The organism is Polaromonas naphthalenivorans CJ2, from assembly GCF_000015505.1.
GTDB lineage: Bacteria > Pseudomonadota > Gammaproteobacteria > Burkholderiales > Burkholderiaceae_C > Polaromonas > Polaromonas naphthalenivorans.
This window is the reverse complement of record NC_008781.1, coordinates 2,134,585-2,147,930: the sequence shown is the minus strand read 5'-3', so window position 1 is coordinate 2,147,930 and position 13,346 is coordinate 2,134,585. Positions and strand designations below refer to the sequence as shown.

General features: G+C 61.7%; 10 protein-coding genes. 8 read left to right on the top strand and 2 right to left on the bottom strand.

Translation table 11 applies throughout. From position 1 onward, the window contains the following. Window positions 1–64 precede the first annotated feature (64 nt). Window positions 65–952, bottom strand: a complete 888-nt coding sequence (locus PNAP_RS10120; RefSeq protein WP_011801408.1) for a DNA ligase — start codon at window positions 950–952, stop codon at window positions 65–67. 83 nt (window positions 953–1,035) lie between these two features. Continuing rightward, a complete protein-coding gene (gene fabI / locus PNAP_RS10115; protein ID WP_011801407.1) occupies window positions 1,036–1,833 on the bottom strand; it encodes an enoyl-ACP reductase FabI in 798 nt (265 codons plus the stop codon). A gap of 112 nt (window positions 1,834–1,945) precedes the next feature. Between fabI and PNAP_RS10110 the strand changes: the two genes are divergently transcribed. From PNAP_RS10110 to rbfA, 8 genes are all read left to right on the top strand, one after another. Then, window positions 1,946–3,760: an extracellular solute-binding protein gene (locus PNAP_RS10110; RefSeq protein ID WP_011801406.1), complete on the top strand. Its 1,815-nt coding sequence runs from the start codon at window positions 1,946–1,948 to the stop codon at window positions 3,758–3,760. A 12-nt stretch (window positions 3,761–3,772) separates the two neighbouring features. Continuing rightward, a complete protein-coding gene (locus PNAP_RS10105; RefSeq protein ID WP_011801405.1) occupies window positions 3,773–4,807 on the top strand; it encodes a microcin C ABC transporter permease YejB in 1,035 nt (344 codons plus the stop codon). A gap of 2 nt (window positions 4,808–4,809) precedes the next feature. Continuing rightward, on the top strand, window positions 4,810–5,865 hold the full coding sequence (locus PNAP_RS10100; RefSeq protein WP_011801404.1) for an ABC transporter permease: 1,056 nt from the start codon (window positions 4,810–4,812) through the stop codon (window positions 5,863–5,865). Continuing rightward, window positions 5,862–7,466, top strand: coding sequence for an ABC transporter ATP-binding protein (locus PNAP_RS10095; protein WP_011801403.1), 1,605 nt, complete (start codon window positions 5,862–5,864; stop codon window positions 7,464–7,466). The genes PNAP_RS10100 and PNAP_RS10095 overlap by 4 nt, the downstream gene beginning before the upstream one ends. 201 nt (window positions 7,467–7,667) lie before the next feature. Further along, window positions 7,668–8,276, top strand: a complete 609-nt coding sequence (rimP, locus tag PNAP_RS10090; RefSeq protein ID WP_011801402.1) for a ribosome maturation factor RimP — start codon at window positions 7,668–7,670, stop codon at window positions 8,274–8,276. 22 nt (window positions 8,277–8,298) lie between these two features. Beyond that, window positions 8,299–9,819 carry a transcription termination factor NusA gene (nusA, locus tag PNAP_RS10085; protein WP_011801401.1) on the top strand — a complete coding sequence of 507 codons (1,521 nt, stop codon included), beginning with the start codon at window positions 8,299–8,301 and terminating at the stop codon, window positions 9,817–9,819. Between the two features lie 28 nt (window positions 9,820–9,847). Then, the gene (gene infB, locus PNAP_RS10080) at window positions 9,848–12,826 is read left to right on the top strand and encodes a translation initiation factor IF-2 (RefSeq protein WP_011801400.1); all 2,979 of its coding nucleotides are present in this window, start codon (window positions 9,848–9,850) and stop codon (window positions 12,824–12,826) included. Between the two features lie 79 nt (window positions 12,827–12,905). Beyond that, window positions 12,906–13,274 carry a 30S ribosome-binding factor RbfA gene (gene rbfA / locus PNAP_RS10075; RefSeq protein ID WP_011801399.1) on the top strand — a complete coding sequence of 123 codons (369 nt, stop codon included), beginning with the start codon at window positions 12,906–12,908 and terminating at the stop codon, window positions 13,272–13,274. Window positions 13,275–13,346: the final 72 nt, after the last annotated feature.

Below are 13,346 nucleotides of genomic sequence, written 5' to 3'. Positions count from 1 at the left end.
GCTTGAGTCCAAAGGCCATCCACACACCGTGCGATGGCCTTTTTTACAAAGCGCGTTCAGTCTCTCAGTCTTCGCGTACCCGCATGAAGCTGGCGAAGCGCGGAATGCCGCTGTCGTTCAGGCCCCTGAATCGGTAGGTGATGCGCGTGCCGACGGCCGGCGGATTTTGCCGCTGGGCATCGCTAAAGCCGGTGCCGAGCTTGAAGCGCTGCGCCGGCTTTCCGTCAGCCGCCGGCATTTCCACCAGCAGCGCGCCCAGCTTGCCGGCGTATTTGCCCTGGCCCGGAACATGAGCCACGACGCGTGCCTCGCTGTCGTCGTGCGTCTTGAGCTTGAGCAGGTCGTCATTGCGCTGGCCCTTGTACAGCGAAGCGCCGCGATGCAGCATCAGTCCTTCGCCGCCGTTTTTCACGGTTTTGGACAGCAGGGTCTGCAGCGCCTGGGGGCTTGCCACCTTGAACTGCTCCACGGCCTGCACCCAGTGCTGGTCAATCCGGCTGACCACGCCATTGAGGGCCGGAATCCGTTCGGTGAACGGGCCGCCGTGCGCGGGCAGGTCAAACACCATGAAGCGCATGCTGCGCCAGGCTGCATCATCGGGTGTTTGCTGGCGCACGGTGGAAACCGCCTTGGGGAACTGCCCATGGCCCGCCCAGAGTTCGCCATCCATCGCCACGTTGGGCCAGCCCGCCGTGAACCAGGCAGGGGCTGCAACGCGCTCGCCGCCGCGTGTCCAGAGGGCCTGGCCATCCCAGTAGCCGCGCACCCCGTCGAATTTTTCGCTGACCCAGTAATCGGCCAGAACGATGCCGGAGCGGTACACATTGGCCAGCATCAATGAAGGCACTGATGACGGCGGCGACGCAAGCGCAACAGGCGTGCCAGCCACCGCAGGCCGCAGCGAGCCTGCAAGGGTCAGGCCGACCAAGGACAGGAAAAAACGTCGCTGCATCGGGAACCCTTTTGATGGTTGCTATCAAATAAATAGCTGCTTATGCAGGTGCATACTGCGCAAACAGCCGTTTTTGTCTTGAATCAGGCAACGGAATCGCTGTCGCGGCTGGCGCCGGCCGTGGCGCTGAAGCCGCAGTCCACATAGGTGATTTCAGCCGTCACGCCGCTGGCCAGATCGCTAAGCAAGAATGCGGCCACATTGCCCACATCCTCGATGGTCACGTTGCGGCGCATCGGCGAGGCCGCTGCCACCATGCCCAGCAGCTTGCCGAAATCCTTGATGCCGCTGGCGGCCAGGGTCTTGATCGGGCCGGCGCTCAGGCCGTTGGCGCGCATGCCCTTGGGGCCGAGCGATTCGGCCAAGTAGCGCACCGACGCTTCCAGGCTGGCCTTGGCCAGGCCCATGGTGTTGTAGTGCGGAATGATGCGCTCGGCGCCCAGGTAGGTCAGCGTCAGCACGGCGGACTTGGGGTTGAGGTAGGGCAGGGCGGCCTTGGTCATGGCCGGAAAGCTGTAGGCGCTGATGTCGTGCGCGATGCGGAAGTTCTCGCGCGAAAAGCCATCCAGGAAATCGCCGGCAATCGCCTCGCGCGGCGCGTAGCCGATGCTGTGGACAAAGCCGTCAAAGGTCGGCCAGGTTTTGGCCAGATCGACAAACAGCTTGTCGATCTGCTCGTCGGAGCCGACATCGCAGTCAAAGATCAGGCTGGAGCCGAAGTCGGCTGCAAATTCGGTGATGCGGTCCTTGAAACGCTCGCCCACGTAGCTGAAAGCCAGCTCAGCCCCTTGCGCATGGCAGGCCTTGGCGATGCCATAGGCGATGGACCGGGTGGACAGCACGCCCGTGATCAACAGTTTTTTGCCGGCGAGAAAACCCATTTATAAGCTCCAGTATGTTCGTGTGATTCGGCAACAGTCTTGCGCAGGCTGGCGTTTTGCTTGCGCGCAGGCTGCAAAAAGTTGGCCGACTTAAGTAGTGCAGAATTGTCGCATGCGGGATTTGATTTTTTTACGGGCTTGGCTGGCCGTTTGCGCGCTGTGCCTTGCGCCGGCAAGCTGGGCGGCCCACGCCTATGCCCAGTTTGGCGACATCAAGTATCCGGCCGGCTTCACGCATTTCGGCTATGTCAATCCCGCAGCCCCCAAGGGCGGCGAAATCCGCATGGTGCCGCCGACCCGGCCAACCAATTTCGACAAGTTCAACCCGTTCACCCTGCGCGGCACCGCGCCGTATGGCCTGGGAATTTTGCTGATCGAAAGCCTGCTGACGGGCAATTCGGAAGAGCCGACCACCGCCTATGGACTGCTGGCCGATGACGTGACGGTCGCGCCCGACAGGCTGTCGGCCACCTTTCGCCTCAACGAGAAGGCCCGTTTTCACAACGGCGCGCCTGTGCTGGCCGCCGATGTGCTGCATTCGTACACCCAGCTGACCAGCAAGCTCGCCGCGCCGCAGTACCGCACGATTTATGCCGAAGTCAAGAGCGTCACTGTGGTTTCCGAGCGCGTGGTGCGTTTTGATTTCCTGACGCCCAACCCCGAGTTGCCGCTGGTGGTGGGTGGCATGCCGGTGTTCAGCCGCGACTGGGGCAAGGCCAAGCCCTTCGACAAGATCGTGTCTGAAGTGCCGATTGGCTCGGGGCCGTACAAAATTGCCAGCCCGGCAATGGGGCGCGACATTACCTATGTGCGCGATCCGGCGTACTGGGGCAATGAGTTGCCAAGCCGCAAGGGCCAGTTCAACTTTGACCGCATCAGCTTCAAGATTTACCTCGACGAAACCTCACGCTTCGAGGGGCTGAAGGCCGGCGAATTCGATTTCCTGCGTGAATTCATCTCGCGCAACTGGGCGCGGCAGTACACCGGCAAGCAGTTCACCTCGGGTGAACTGGTCAAGCGCGCTTTTGAAAACCGCAACCCCGGCGATTTCCAGGGCTATGTGTTCAACCTGCGCAAGCCCAAGTTCCAGGATGCGCGGGTGCGCAAGGCGATTGGCCTGGCGATGGATTTCGAGTGGATGAACCGGCAGCTGTTCTACGGCCTGTACAAGCGCGTCAATGGCTATTTTCCCAACAGCGAATTCCATGCGGAAGGCCTGCCCAGGCCCGATGAACTGGCCCTGCTCGACCCCTTGCGCGCCAGACTCAAGCCCGAAGTTTTCGGTCCCGTGCCGGTGTCGCCCAGCACCACGCCGCCCGGCAGCCTGCGGGGCAACCTGCGCCAGGCCCAGGCGCTGCTGCGCGAGGCCGGCTGGACGTACCGCGATGGCGCGCTGCGCAATGCGAAGGGTGAGGCTTTCACCATGGAATTCCTGAACGACCAGCCTTCGCTGGTGCGCATCGTCGGGCCGTTCCAGAAGGCGCTGGAAAAGCTCGGCATCACCATGACCTACCGCATCGTCGATTTCTCGCTGGGCAAGCAGAAGATGGACGCCTTCGATTTCGAGGTCACGACGCTGCGCCTGCCCGGCAGCACCGCGCCCGGCGGCGAGTTGCTCGAATTGTTCGGCTCGAAGGCGGCCACCACGCCGGGGTCTTCAAATGTCTGGGGCATTGCCGACCCGGCCGTCGATGCGCTGCTGCAAAAGGTCGTGACCGCCAAGACCCGGCCTGAATTGAGCGCGGCCATGCGCGCGCTGGACCGGGTGCTGACCAACGGCTATTACTCGGTGCCGCAGTATTACGGCGACGCCTTCCTGATCGGCTACCGGCCACGTCCTTTTGTGCTGCCAGCCGTCATCCCGCCGTATTACCAGCCCGACACCTGGGCCATGAGCACCTGGTGGGCGTCGCCCTCCAACAAATAGAAAAGACCCTCCATGGCCAGCTACATCCTCAAGCGCCTGCTGCTGATGATTCCGACGCTGTTCGGCGTCTTGCTGCTGACCTTCGCCATGGTGCAGTTCGTGCCGGGCGGGCCGGTCGAGCAGATGGTGGCGCAGCTGCAGGGCCGTGATTCGGGCGGTGAGCGCGCTGCCAGCACGGGGGCGGGCTACCGGGGCCGGCAAGGGGTGGACGCCGAGCGCATCGAGGAAATCAAGGCGCTCTACGGTTTCGACAAGCCGGTGCATGAGCGCTTTTTCCAGATGCTGGGCCGCTTTGCCCGCTTTGATCTGGGCAACAGCTTCTACCAGCACAAGGATGTCTGGCAACTGGTCAAGGAAAAGCTGCCGGTGTCGGTCAGCCTGGGGCTCTGGACGTTTTTTCTCAGCTACCTGATTGCCGTGCCGCTGGGCGTGGCCAAGGCGGTCAGGGCGGGCAGCCGGTTTGACTTCGTGACCACCCTGGTGGTGCTGGTCGGCTATGCGATTCCGGGCTTTGTGCTGGGCGTGGCGCTGCTGGTGGTCTTCGGCGGGCAATTGCAGTGGTTTCCGCTGCGTGGGCTGACCTCGGCCAACTGGGACACGCTGGGCTGGGGCGCGCGGATCACCGACTATCTCTGGCACATCACGCTGCCGATCACCGCAATGGTGCTGGGCAGCTTCGCCGTGACGACGGTGCTGACCAAGAACTCCTTCCTGGAGGAAATCCGCAAGCAGTACGTGCTGACCGCCCGCGCCAAGGGCCTGAGCGAGCGCCAGGTGCTGTGGAAGCATGTGTTTCGCAATGCCTTGATCCCCATCATCACCGGCTTTCCGGCGGCCTTCATCGGCGCGTTCTTTACCGGCTCGCTGCTGATCGAAACCCTGTTTTCACTCGATGGCCTGGGCCTACTCAGCTATGAAAGCGTGATCCGGCGCGATTACCCGGTGGTGCTGGGAACGCTGTACCTGTTTACCCTGATTGGCCTGGTGACCAAGCTGGTCAGTGACCTTTGCTATGTGTGGGTTGATCCTCGCGTGAAGTTTGATTGAGTATGGAAACTGGTTCTTCACCCGTGTCGCCGCCTTCGGTCTCGCCTTCGCGTCGCGCCTGGCAGCGCTTTCGGCGCAACCGGCTCGGTTACTGGAGCCTGGTGCTGTTTTGCCTGCTGGTCGTGTTCAGCCTGTTTGCCGAACTGCTGTCGAACGACAAGCCGCTGGTGGTGAGCTACCACGGCAAGCTGTACTTTCCGCTCGTCAAGGACTATTCGGAAAAAACCTTCGATGGCGACTTCGACACGCCTGCCGACTACCTCGACCCGTTCATCCAGGGCAAGCTGACGCAGGGCGGCAACTGGGCGATCTACCCACCCAATCCCTATGGGCCGCGCACCATCAACTATTTCGCCAAGGACCCGAATCCTTCGGCGCCGTCGCGTGGCAACCTGTTCGGCACCGATGACCGGGGGCGCGACCTGCTGGCGCAGCTGATCTACGGCTTTCGGCTCAGTGTGCTGTTTGGCCTGGCGCTGACCTTCATCGGCGTGGTGATGGGCGTGATTGCCGGCGCCATCCAGGGTTATGCGGGCGGCAAGACCGACCTGATCGGCCAGCGCTTCATGGAAATCTGGGGCTCCATGCCCGAGCTCTACCTGTTGATCATTTTCAGCGCCATCTTTGCGCCCAGCGTGGCGCTGCTGCTGGTGCTGCTCAGCCTGTTTGGCTGGATGGGGCTGTCGGATTATGTGCGCGCCGAGTTCTTGCGCAACCGCCAGATGGACTACGTGCGGGCCGCCAAGGCCCTGGGTGTCAGCAATTTGCAGATCATGTGGCGGCACATCCTGCCCAACAGCCTCACGCCGGTGGTGACGTTTTTGCCGTTTCGCATGAGCGCGGCCATCCTGGCGCTGACCTCGCTGGATTTCCTGGGGCTGGGCGTGCCGCCGGGAACGCCTTCGCTGGGCGAGCTGCTGAGTCAGGGCAAGGCCAATATCGACGCCTGGTGGATTTCGCTGTCCACGTTTGCCGTGCTCGTCATTACTTTGCTGCTGCTGACCTTCATGGGCGACGCCCTGCGCGATGCGCTGGATCCGCGAAAGATGGACCAATGACCCGCCCGCTCCTCGATGTCAAAGACCTGCGCGTGTCCTTCGCGGGCAAGGAAGTCGTTCGCGGCATCGACTTTTCCATCGCACCCGGCGAAAAGCTGGCGCTGGTCGGCGAGTCGGGCTCGGGTAAGACCGTGACGGCGCTGAGCCTGCTGCGGCTGGTCCAGGATGCGGCGATCAGCGGGCAGGCGCTGTTCGAGGTACCGGGCGGCCCGGGCGATTTGTTGTCCATGCCCGAGCGGGCGCTGCTCGGCATTCGCGGCCGGGACATCGCCATGATTTTCCAGGAGCCGATGACGGCGTTGAACCCGCTGTTCACCGTGGGCGACCAGATTGCTGAAGTTTTACAGCTAAAAGAGGGGTTTGCGCAGGCTGCATCTGCGCAAGCAGCTATTGAATTGCTAGCAAGTACCGGAATCCCGGAGCCAGAGCGGCGGGCCAATTCCTTTCCGCACCAGCTCTCGGGCGGGCAGCGCCAGCGCGCCATGATCGCCATGGCTCTGGCTTGCAAGCCCAAACTGCTGCTGGCTGACGAGCCGACCACGGCGCTCGATGTCACGCTGCGCGGCCAGATTCTGGACCTGCTCGGTGATTTGCAGCGGCGCAACGGCATGGCCGTGCTTTTAATTACGCATGACCTGAACCTGGTGCGCCGCTTCGCGGACCGGGTTGCGGTCATGGAAAACGGCCACATCGTGGAGCAGGGCACGGTCGCCGACGTGTTTGCCCGGCCTCGGCATGCCTACACCCGCAAATTGATCGACAGCAAGCCGGTGCGCGATGTGGTGCCGGCCGGCGTTGCAGCCACGCAATCCCCGCCGGTCATGCAGGCCAGTCATTTGCGCGTCGCTTATCCGGTCGCCGTTCCGGGTTTTCGGGGCTGGTTCAAGAGCGGTGAGTTTGTCGCTGTCAAGGACGCCAGTTTCAGCATTCCGCCCGGCAGGACGCTGGGCATCGTGGGCGAGTCGGGCTCCGGCAAGTCCACCCTTGCGCTGGCCAGCCTGGGGCTGCTGAAATTTTCCGGTCAATTGCAGGCTGCCGGGCAGTCGTGGAACCGGCAGGCCGCTGGCGACAAGGCCATCCGCAAGGTGGTCCAGGTGGTGTTCCAGGATCCGTTTTCCTCGCTGTCGCCGCGCATGACGGTCGAGGCGATTGTGGAAGAGGGCCTGCTGGTGCACGAGCCTTTGCTGAGCCTGGCTGAAAGAAGGGCGCGCGTCGAACAATCCCTGGCCGGTGTGGGCATGGGCGAGGCGCAGTTTCCGGGCTTGCTGCGGCGCTATCCGCATGAGTTTTCGGGCGGCCAGCGCCAGCGGCTGGCGATTGCCCGGGTGCTCATCATCAACCCCGGCCTGCTGGTGCTGGACGAGCCCACCAGTGCGCTGGATGTGACGATCCAGAAGCAGGTGCTGGCGCTGCTGCAGCGGCTGCAGCGGGAGCGCGGCCTGAGCTATCTGCTGATCACGCACGACATCGACGTGATCCGCGCCATGGCCCACGAGGTGATGGTGATGAAAGACGGCGAAATCGTCGAATCGGGCAGCGTGCTGGAGGTGCTGGACGCGCCGCGCCATCCCTACACACAGATATTGGTCGCCCAGGGATGATGGCTCTGCCCGATGGCTTGCATTTGTTGCCGCTTGCAGGCATTACGGGCATGAAAATGGTTGCTTCGCAGCGCCCTTTGCGCTAGAATACGCGCTTCACACGACCAAATGGGCGGGTTTTCACCGCCCATTTTTTTTGGGCGTTTGTTTTTGCACACAGGCAAAAAACAGATAAAAGTAATCAAAGGGACGAAAGACTGAATGGCTTTGCAAGAGACGATTGAGCAAACGGTAACCGGGCTGGGCTACGAGCTGGTCGAGATCGAGAGGACCAGTGGCGGCTTGCTGCGTGTCACGATTGACATGCCTTACCTTGCCGGTACGGCCCCAGGCGCCGAGCAGTTCATCAACGCAGAAGACTGCGAAAAGGTCACGCGCCAGTTGCAGTTCGTGCTTGAAGTCGAAGGCGCCGAGTATTCGCGGCTTGAAGTCAGCTCCCCCGGCATTGACCGGCCCCTGCGCAGCGAAAAGGATTTCGAGCGTTTTGCCGGCGAGCTGATCGACATCACGCTCAAGGCGCCGATTGGCGTGGCTGCAAGTGCCGGTTCGACCGTCTCGGCCAGCCGAAAGAAATTCCGTGGCACGCTGGAGCGGGCTGAGCCGGTGGACGGCAAGCCGGGCTGGCAAATCGTCTGGAGCGACGAACCTGCCGTCAAGCCTGGCCAGAAAATCAGCAAGAAACGAATTCCCGCGCCGCTGCAGGCGCTGGGCTTCACGCTGGATGAAATCAATCAGGCGCGTTTGGCGCCGGTGGTTGATTTCAAGGGCCGCAGACCCAAGTCTGTTGCCGATACATCCATAGATAAATAATTTAGAAAGGCAGGCTTGTGAAATGAATCGCGAACTGTTGATGTTGGTTGATGCCATCTCGCGTGAAAAAAACGTTGAACGCGACGTCGTCTTTGGCGCCGTCGAGCTTGCGCTCGCCTCTGCCACCAAGAAAGTGTATGCCGATGGCGTGGACATCCGTGTTGCGGTTGACCGTGACAGCGGAAATTACGAAACCTTCCGCCGCTGGCTGGTGGTTGCTGACGAGGCTGGTCTGCAAAATCCCGAAGCCGAAGAGCTGGTGACCGATGCGCGCGACGAAATCCCCGACATTGAAGAGGGCGACTACATCGAAAAGCCGGTCGAAAGCCTGCCGATTGGCCGCATTGGCGCGCAGGCGGCCAAGCAGGTCATCCTGCAAAAAATCCGCGACGCCGAGCGCGAAATGCTGCTCAACGACTTCATGTCGCGCGGTGACAAGATTTTTGTCGGCACCGTCAAGCGCATGGACAAGGGCGACCTGATCGTCGAATCCGGCCGCGTCGAGGGCCGTCTGCGCCGCAGCGACATGATTCCGAAAGAAAACCTGCGCACTGGCGACCGTGTCCGCGCCATGATCATGGAAGTCGATACCACGCTGCGTGGCGCTCCCATCATCCTGTCACGCACTTCGCCCGAGTACATGATCGAGCTGTTCCGCCAGGAAGTCCCTGAAATCGAGCAGGGCCTGCTTGAAATCAAGACCTGCGCGCGCGACCCCGGCTCACGCGCCAAGATCGCCGTGCTGTCGCATGACAAGCGTGTCGATCCGATTGGCACCTGCGTCGGCGTTCGCGGCACCCGCGTCAATGGCGTGACCAACGAGTTGGCTGGCGAACGCGTCGATATCGTGCTGTGGAGCGAAGACCCGGCCCAGTTCGTGATCGGTGCGCTGGCGCCCGCCAATGTGTCGTCCATCGTGGTCGATGAAGAGCGTCACGCGATGGACGTGGTGGTGGATGAGGAAAACCTCGCCATCGCCATTGGCCGTGGCGGCCAGAACGTGCGCCTGGCGTCCGAGCTGACCGGCTGGAAGATCAACATCATGGATGCCAACGAGTCCGCCCAGAAGCAGGCCACCGAAACCGACAGCAGCCGCAAGCTGTTCATGGCCAAGCTCGATGTGGACCAGGAAATCGCCGACATCCTGATTGCCGAGGGCTTTACCAGCCTGGAAGAAGTGGCCTATGTGCCGCTGCAGGAAATGCTCGAAATCGAATCTTTCGATGAAGATACCGTCAACGAGCTGCGCACACGCGCCAAAGACGCTCTTTTGACCATGGAAATCGCCCAGGAAGAAAATGTCGGCGGTGTTTCGCAGAATCTGCGCGACGTTGAAGGCTTGACGCCCGAGTTGATTGCCAAATTGACCGAAGCGGGTGTTGCCACCCGCGACGACCTGGCCGATCTGGCCGTGGATGAGCTTACCGATATAACCGGCCAGTCTGCGGACGAGGCCAAAGCCCTGATCATGACTGCACGCGCCCATTGGTTTACCGATGGCGCTGGCGACGCTGCTGCACCCGCAGCAGCCCAAGAGCAGTGATCATGGAGGCCAGTCAGGAAAACCAAATATGTCCAGTACCACTACCGTCGCTGAATTCGCAGCTGAATTGAATAAATCTCCCGCTACCCTGATCGAGCAATTGACCAGCGCAGGCGTTGCCAAGGTGCAGGCCAGCGATCCCTTGTCGGAATCCGACAAGCAAAAGCTGCTCGGCTACCTGCATGCCAGCCATGGCACGGTCGCTGCTGACCGCAAAAAGATCACCCTGGTGAAAAAGTCAACCAGCGAGATCAAGCAGGCGGACTCAACGGGCAGGGCCCGAATCATTCCCGTCCAGACGATCAAGAAGCGCACCTTCATCAAGCGCGATGACGGTTCTGACATGCCGGTTGAAGAAGCCCAGCCGGAAGTGCTGGTCGCGCCGCAGGTTCAGGCCGCAGCAGATGCCGAACTGGTCCGCCGCGAAGACGAAGCTAACCGCCATGCCGAGTTGTTGCGCCGCCAGGAAGCAGAACTGACGGAAAAGCGCCGCTTGCGTGATGAGCAGGCCGCGCAGGAAGCGGCCCGTGAGCGCGAACGTGAAGCGGCGGCGCAAAAAGCGCAGGCCGAAGCGGTGGCCCAGGCGGCGGCAGCTGCACAAGCGGCTGCCCTGGCCGCAGAGGCGGCGAAAAAAGTCAAGCCTACGATTGGTAAAATCTTCAAACCGGCTCCGGTAGCCCCAACGGCTCCGGCCATTACGGTGGAAGCACAAAAAGTGATTGATACAGCTGCTGCAGAAAAGACCAGCAAGGCCGCCGAAGCCGCCACTGCGAAAGCGGCTGAAACCGCTTCTTTGCAGGCCGCCGCCAAAGCCAAGGCCACCGCTGAATTCCAGGCCGATGCGGCCAAGGCCGTGGATTTGCAGGAGCGCCGGCGCAAGGCCGAGGCCGAAGCCGCAGGCATTCGCGCCATGCTGTCCGCACCAAAACGCGTGCTGGTTCCGCATGTGGACCCGAAGATTGCGATGAAGGGTACGCTGCACAAGCCGGTCGTGGCCCCGGGTGCCGCAAAGCCTGCCGTTCCTGCCGCTGCTGCACCCGCAGCTCCGGGGGCCGCTGGCAAGAAGGAAGTCAAGTCCGAGAACCTGTCTTCGACCTGGAAAGATGACGCCGCCAAGAAAAAAGGCATCCCGAGCCGTGGCGCTCCGGTGGTGCCCGGTCGCGGCAATTTCCGCGCCGGCCCGCGTGGCCGTCGCAGTTCGGGTCGCGATGTGCGTCCGGAGTCAAATTTTGTCGCACCGACCGAATTCAAGGTGCTTGAGGTCCATGTGCCGGAAACCATCACGGTGTCCGAACTGGCCCACAAGATGAGCATCAAGTCGTCCGAGGTCATCAAGCATTTGATGAAACTGGGCCAGATGGTCACCATCAACCAGCCGCTGGACCAGGACACCGCCATGATCGTGGTGGAAGAAATGGGCCATACCGCACTGACCGCCGCGCTGGACGATCCGGAAGCCTTCACCGCTGACGATGTGCAGGGCCAGCAGGCCGAAGCGCTGCCACGCGCACCGGTGGTCACTGTCATGGGTCACGTTGACCATGGCAAGACCTCGCTGCTCGACTACATCCGACGCGCCAAGGTGGCTTCCGGTGAAGCCGGCGGCATTACCCAGCATATTGGCGCCTACCATGTGCAAACCCCGCGCGGCATGGTGTCCTTCCTCGATACCCCGGGCCACGAGGCGTTCACCGCCATGCGTGCCCGTGGCGCGCAGGCCACCGACATCGTGATCCTGGTGGTGGCGGCCGACGACGGCGTGATGCCGCAGACCAAGGAAGCCATCAAGCATGCCCGTGCTGCCGGCGTTCCCATCGTCGTGGCGATCAACAAGATCGACAAACCCGGCATCAACCTGGAGCGCGTCAAGGGCGAACTGGTCACCGAAGGCGTCGTGCCCGAAGAGTTCGGCGGCGATTCGCCATTCGTGCCCGTCTCGGCCCATACCGGCGCAGGCATTGACGACCTGCTGGAGCAGGTGCTGCTGCAGGCCGAAGTGCTCGAACTCAAGGCATCGGTTGACTCGTTGGCCAAGGGCCTGGTGATTGAAGCGCGCCTTGACAAGGGCCGCGGTCCGGTCGCCACCGTGCTGGTTCAGTCCGGTACGCTGAAGGCCGGCGATGTGGTGCTGGCGGGTTCGACCTATGGCCGCGTGCGCGCCATGCTCGACGAAAACGGCAAGCCGATCAAGACCGCCGGTCCTTCGATTCCGGTCGAAATCCAGGGTCTGACGGAAGTGCCGCAGGCCGGCGACGACTTCATGGTCATGACGGACGAACGCCGTGTGCGCGAAATCGCCACCTACCGCGCAGGCAAGTTCCGCAATACCAAGCTGGCCAAGCAACAGGCGTCCAAGCTGGAGAACATGTTCTCCGACATCAACGCCGGCGAAGTCAAGATGCTGCCGATCATCATCAAGGCCGATGTGCAGGGTTCGCAGGAAGCGCTGGCGCAGTCGCTGCTCAAGCTCTCGACCGACGAGGTCAAGGTGCAGCTGGTGTACTCTGGCGTGGGCGGTATTTCCGAGTCCGATGTGAATCTGGCCATTGCTTCGAAGGCGGTTCTGATCGGGTTCAATACCCGGGCTGACGCTCAGGCGCGCAAACAGGCCGAGAACAACGGCATTGATATTCGCTACTACAACATCATTTATGACGCTGTGGACGAACTCAAGGCCGCCATGTCCGGCATGCTCACACCCGACAAGAAGGAAGAAATCATCGGCAATGCCGAGATTCGCAATATCTTCAAGGTCAGCAAGATTGGTTCGATTGCCGGTTGTATGGTCACTGCCGGTGTGGTTCGCCGCACCGCCAAGGTGCGTTTGCTGCGCGGCAACGTGGTCATCTTCACCGGTGAACTCGACTCGCTCAAGCGTTTCAAGGACGATGCCAAGGAAGTCAAGGAAGGCTTCGAGTGCGGCTTGAACCTGAAGAACTACAACGACATCGAAGTCGGTGACATTCTGGAGTTCTTCGAAATCAAGGAAGTCGCCCGGACCTTGTAAGAACACGGTGGTCCGCCTGCCTTGACGGCTGGCGGACTGCTGGTTTTAAACCAGGACTGCAACTTCAGACACCCATTTCATGCGTAAAAAATCATCCACTCCCAACCGCGGTTTTCGCGTTGCCGATCAGATCCAGCGCGATCTGACGGAACTGATCGCGCGCGAGTTGAAAGACCCGCGTGTCGGCATGGTGACGGTTCAGTCGGTCGAAGTCACGCCCGACTATGCCCATGCCAAGATTTATTTCAGCGTGCTGGTCGGCGACCCGAAAGAGTGCGAAATCGCGCTCAACCAGGCTGCCGGCTTCCTGCGCAACGGCCTGTTCAAGCGCCTCATGACGCACACCGTGCCGACCCTGCATTTCCATTTCGACCAGACCACCGAACGTGCGGCCGACCTGAACGCCTTGATTGCCAAGGCGGTTTCTTCCCGCGCCCAGGACGACTGAGTTCGCGCCGTTTCCCTCTGACAGGTTCGGGGACAACGGTGCCAACCAGCGTTCGGGCAGGCCCGGCGCTTA